Source organism: Paraburkholderia sp., assembly GCF_035656215.1.
In the GTDB taxonomy this organism is placed as follows: domain Bacteria; phylum Pseudomonadota; class Gammaproteobacteria; order Burkholderiales; family Burkholderiaceae; genus Paraburkholderia.
This window is the reverse complement of sequence record NZ_DASRSY010000248.1, coordinates 1-3,530: the sequence shown is the minus strand read 5'-3', so window position 1 is coordinate 3,530 and position 3,530 is coordinate 1. Positions and strand designations below refer to the sequence as shown.

Annotated in this window: 3 protein-coding genes and 1 pseudogene; all 4 read right to left on the bottom strand. The window is 60.7% G+C overall.

What is annotated here, in order from left to right:
* Window positions 1-549 (bottom strand): dihydroxy-acid dehydratase (locus VFE81_RS13950; RefSeq protein ID WP_325045158.1); only part of this gene is annotated, 549 nt, incomplete at its 3' end.
* A 45-nt stretch (window positions 550-594) separates the two neighbouring features.
* Window positions 595-1,599 (bottom strand): L-arabinose ABC transporter permease AraH, encoded by a 1,005-nt coding sequence (gene araH, locus VFE81_RS13945; RefSeq protein WP_325045157.1) that lies wholly within the window; start codon window positions 1,597-1,599, stop codon window positions 595-597.
* Between the two features lie 75 nt (window positions 1,600-1,674).
* Window positions 1,675-3,225: an L-arabinose ABC transporter ATP-binding protein AraG gene (gene araG, locus VFE81_RS13940; RefSeq protein WP_325045156.1), complete on the bottom strand. Its 1,551-nt coding sequence runs from the start codon at window positions 3,223-3,225 to the stop codon at window positions 1,675-1,677.
* A gap of 106 nt (window positions 3,226-3,331) precedes the next feature.
* Window positions 3,332-3,530, bottom strand: a pseudogene (locus tag VFE81_RS13935) (arabinose ABC transporter substrate-binding protein); the annotation flags it as partial.

Sequence of the window (3,530 nt, the reverse complement as noted above, 5' to 3'; positions counted from 1 at the left end):
CTGCGTCATCGTGCCCGCGCGCACTTCCTCGGACATCTGCCAGACGCCCGTGCCGGAGCCGATGTTCTTGCCTCGAAAGCGGCCATTGAGCATGGGACCGCCCGACACGGCAAGCGCGGGCAGATTGCACGACGCCGCGCCCATCAGCAGCGCCGGCGTGGTCTTGTCGCAGCCGACCAGCAGAATCACCCCGTCCATCGGATTGCCGCGGATCGACTCCTCAACGTCCATCGAAGCGAGATTGCGGAACAGCATCGCGGTCGGACGTAAATTGGTTTCGCCGAGCGACATCACCGGAAACTCGAGCGGCAAACCGCCCGCTTCGTGCACGCCTTTTTTCACGTATTCGGCAAGCTCGCGAAAATGTGCGTTGCACGGCGTCAGTTCGGACCACGTATTGCAGATGCCGATCACCGGACGTCCGTCGAATTCGTCGTGCGGAATGCCCTGGTTCTTCATCCACGAACGATGCAGAAAACCGTCGCGGTCTTTGAGGCCAAACCACGCCTGGCTGCGCAGCGGCTTTTTAGTCTGGTTGGAATCAGCCATGAAATCTCCTGTTGGCAAGCATGTAGGGCAGGGTGTGCATAAGCGTCAGTGCACGCGCTTGCTGCGGCGGTACTGATCGAACAGCACCGCAAGCAGCAGAATCCCGCCACGAATCAGGTATTGGTAAAAGGTCGGCACATTCATCAGGCTCATTGCGTCCTGCACGGAGCCCATGATCAGCACGCCGACCAGCACACCGGAAATCGTTGCGACACCGCCCGTCAGCGAAACGCCGCCGAGCACGCATGCGGAAATCACGCCGAGCTCGAGCCCAACTGAGGTTTTCGGGTCGCCGAGACTCATGCGTGACGCAAGCATCACGCCTGCAAAGCCGGTCACGAGACCCTGCAATACGAACACTGTGATCTTGATGCGCGTAACCGGCAAGCCCGCGAGCAAAGCGGCCTCGCTATTGCCGCCGACGGCCAGCACGTTCTTGCCGAACACGGTTTTCTTCAGCAGAAAACCGAACAGCACGAAGCCGACGATGTTGCTCCAGATCGGATACGAAATGCCGAGGAACGCGCCACCGCCGAGGTCGAAGAAACGTTCTTCGGAGATCATCACGGCGTCGCCGTTCGATGTGATGTAGGCGAGGCCGCGCACGACTTCCATCATCGCGAGCGTGACGATCAGCGAGTTGATCTTGTAGCGCGCGACCAGCACGCCGTTGACCAGTCCGACCGCGCCACCCGCGAGTACGCCGGCGGCGATGCCGATCATCACGCTATGCGTCGCGGTGATCAACGTGGACGCGACCACGCCCGCGAATGCGACGATCGAGGCCACTGACAGATCCACTTCACCCAGTGCAAGCACGAACATCATGGTCACGGAGATCGAACCGATTAGCGTGACGGAAAGCAGCAGGCCCTGGATGTTTCGCGAGCTTAAAAATTCCGGCACGGTGAACGACAAAGCCGCGAACAGGATGATGAACACCATCACAATGCCGGACTTGTTGATCAGGTCCCAGGTTCGTGCGGCGCGTGCGCTCATGCCCGCGGAGGCGACGGCTGGCGTGGTGGGGTCGGTTGAGGGTGTGTGCATGATGTCTATTCCGTTTTCAATGGCGCGATTCAGTTGCCTTCGATTGCCTTCAGTTGCCTGATGAGCGCGGCGTCTTTAGCGAGGCAGCGCGAGCTTGATCAGCGCATCCGGCGTGGCCTGCTCCTTCGGCAGATCGCCGACGATGCGGCCTTCCTTCATCACGATCACGCGGTCCGCCACGCCGATCACTTCGGCGAGATCGCTCGACACGACGATGACCGTGCGGCCCGCTTCAGCGAGCCCATACAGCAGGCCGTAAATCTCGCTGCGTGCGCCGACGTCGATGCCTCGCGTCGGTTCGTCCATCAGGAATACGTCGATGTTTTCGGCGAGCCAGCGCGACAGAATCACCTTCTGCTGATTGCCGCCGGAGAGCGTGCCGATCGGCGTTTCGCCGTTACGCGTCTTGATCGCGAGCTTGCCGATGAACTCTTTGGCGGTCTGCGCTTCCTTGCGGCCGTTAAGCACGTTGAAGCGGCTAAAATGACGACGGCAACTGATGTTGAGGTTGTCCGACACCGAAGCGATCGAGACGATGCCTTCCTGCTTGCGGTCTTCCGGACACAACGCGACGCCTGCGCGCACGGCGTCGCGTGGCGTGGCGAAACGCACCCGCTTGCCTTTGAGGGTGATCTCGCCAGCAGTTGGTTTGACTGCGCCGTAGATGAGTTTCATCAACTCGGAACGTCCCGCGCCGACCAGCCCGAAGAAACCGAGAATTTCGCCTTTACGTGCCTTGAACGAAGCCGGTTCGCGTAAGCCACGTCCCATCAATTCCTTGACGTCGAGCTGCACAGCGCCGAGTTCGCGTGAGCGGTAGCCGTACACGTCGGCGATCGAACGGCCGACCATGCAGCTGATCAGGCGATCGCGGTCGAGTCCATCGCCCGCTTCGAATGTATCGATGCGGCGGCCGTCGCGAAACACCGTCACGCGGTCGCACAGTTCGTAGACTTCATCCATCCGATGCGTGACGTAGATGATCGCGCGGCCTTCAGCCTTCAACGCGCGAATGATCCGGAACAACTGCGTGGTTTCACGCGACGACAATGAACTAGTCGGTTCGTCGAACGCGATCACACGTGCGTCGCGCATCAGCGCCTTGCCGATTTCGATCATTTGCCGCTGACCGATCGACAGATTTTTCACCTGTTGCGACGGGTCGATTTTTTCGCCGAGCCTTTCCAACTCGCGCACCGCGCGTGCTACCAGCGCCTTTTCGTCCAGCACGCCGAAGCGGTTGGGCAGGGCGCCGAGCATCAGATTCTCTGCAACGGTCAGTTCAGGCACCAGATGCAGTTCCTGATAGATGATTGCGACGCCTGCCGCGATGGCCGCCTTGGTGGTGGTGAACTGCTGCTCGACACCATCGAGCGACAAGGTGCCCGCCGCCGGCTGATTCACGCCGGACAGCACTTTGAGCAGCGTCGATTTGCCGGCGCCGTTTTCGCCCATCAACCCGTGTACTTCGCCACGCCGCACTTCGAGCGATACCTTGTCGAGCGCGAGCACGCCGGGAAAGCGCACGGTGATGCCGTCGAGTTGCAGATACGGATCAGTCGACGTAAGCGTAGGCGACGGCGCTTGCACGGGTAGCGCCGTTTCGCCGGTGTGAGAAACCGTCATCAAATGCCTCTAGCGTATGGACAACCTGTGCGGGCCGCTCGCGCGTTGGCGTGAGCGCCAACGTCAACGTGAAAAACGGCCCGCAGTGTGCAGACTCGAATACCGCTTAAATTCCGAGCTCTTTACGCACGTCCAGCCAGTTGCCGCGCACCATCAGCTTGCCGGTGGTTTGCGTGTCGGCGGGCGGCTGCTTGCCGTCCTTGATCCACTCGACGAGGTTCTCAGTGCTCTCCTTGCCGTGCATCGTCGAGCTCACGGCAATCGTGCCGTAGAAGCCCGTCGGTTCCTTCTTCTGGAACTCGGCA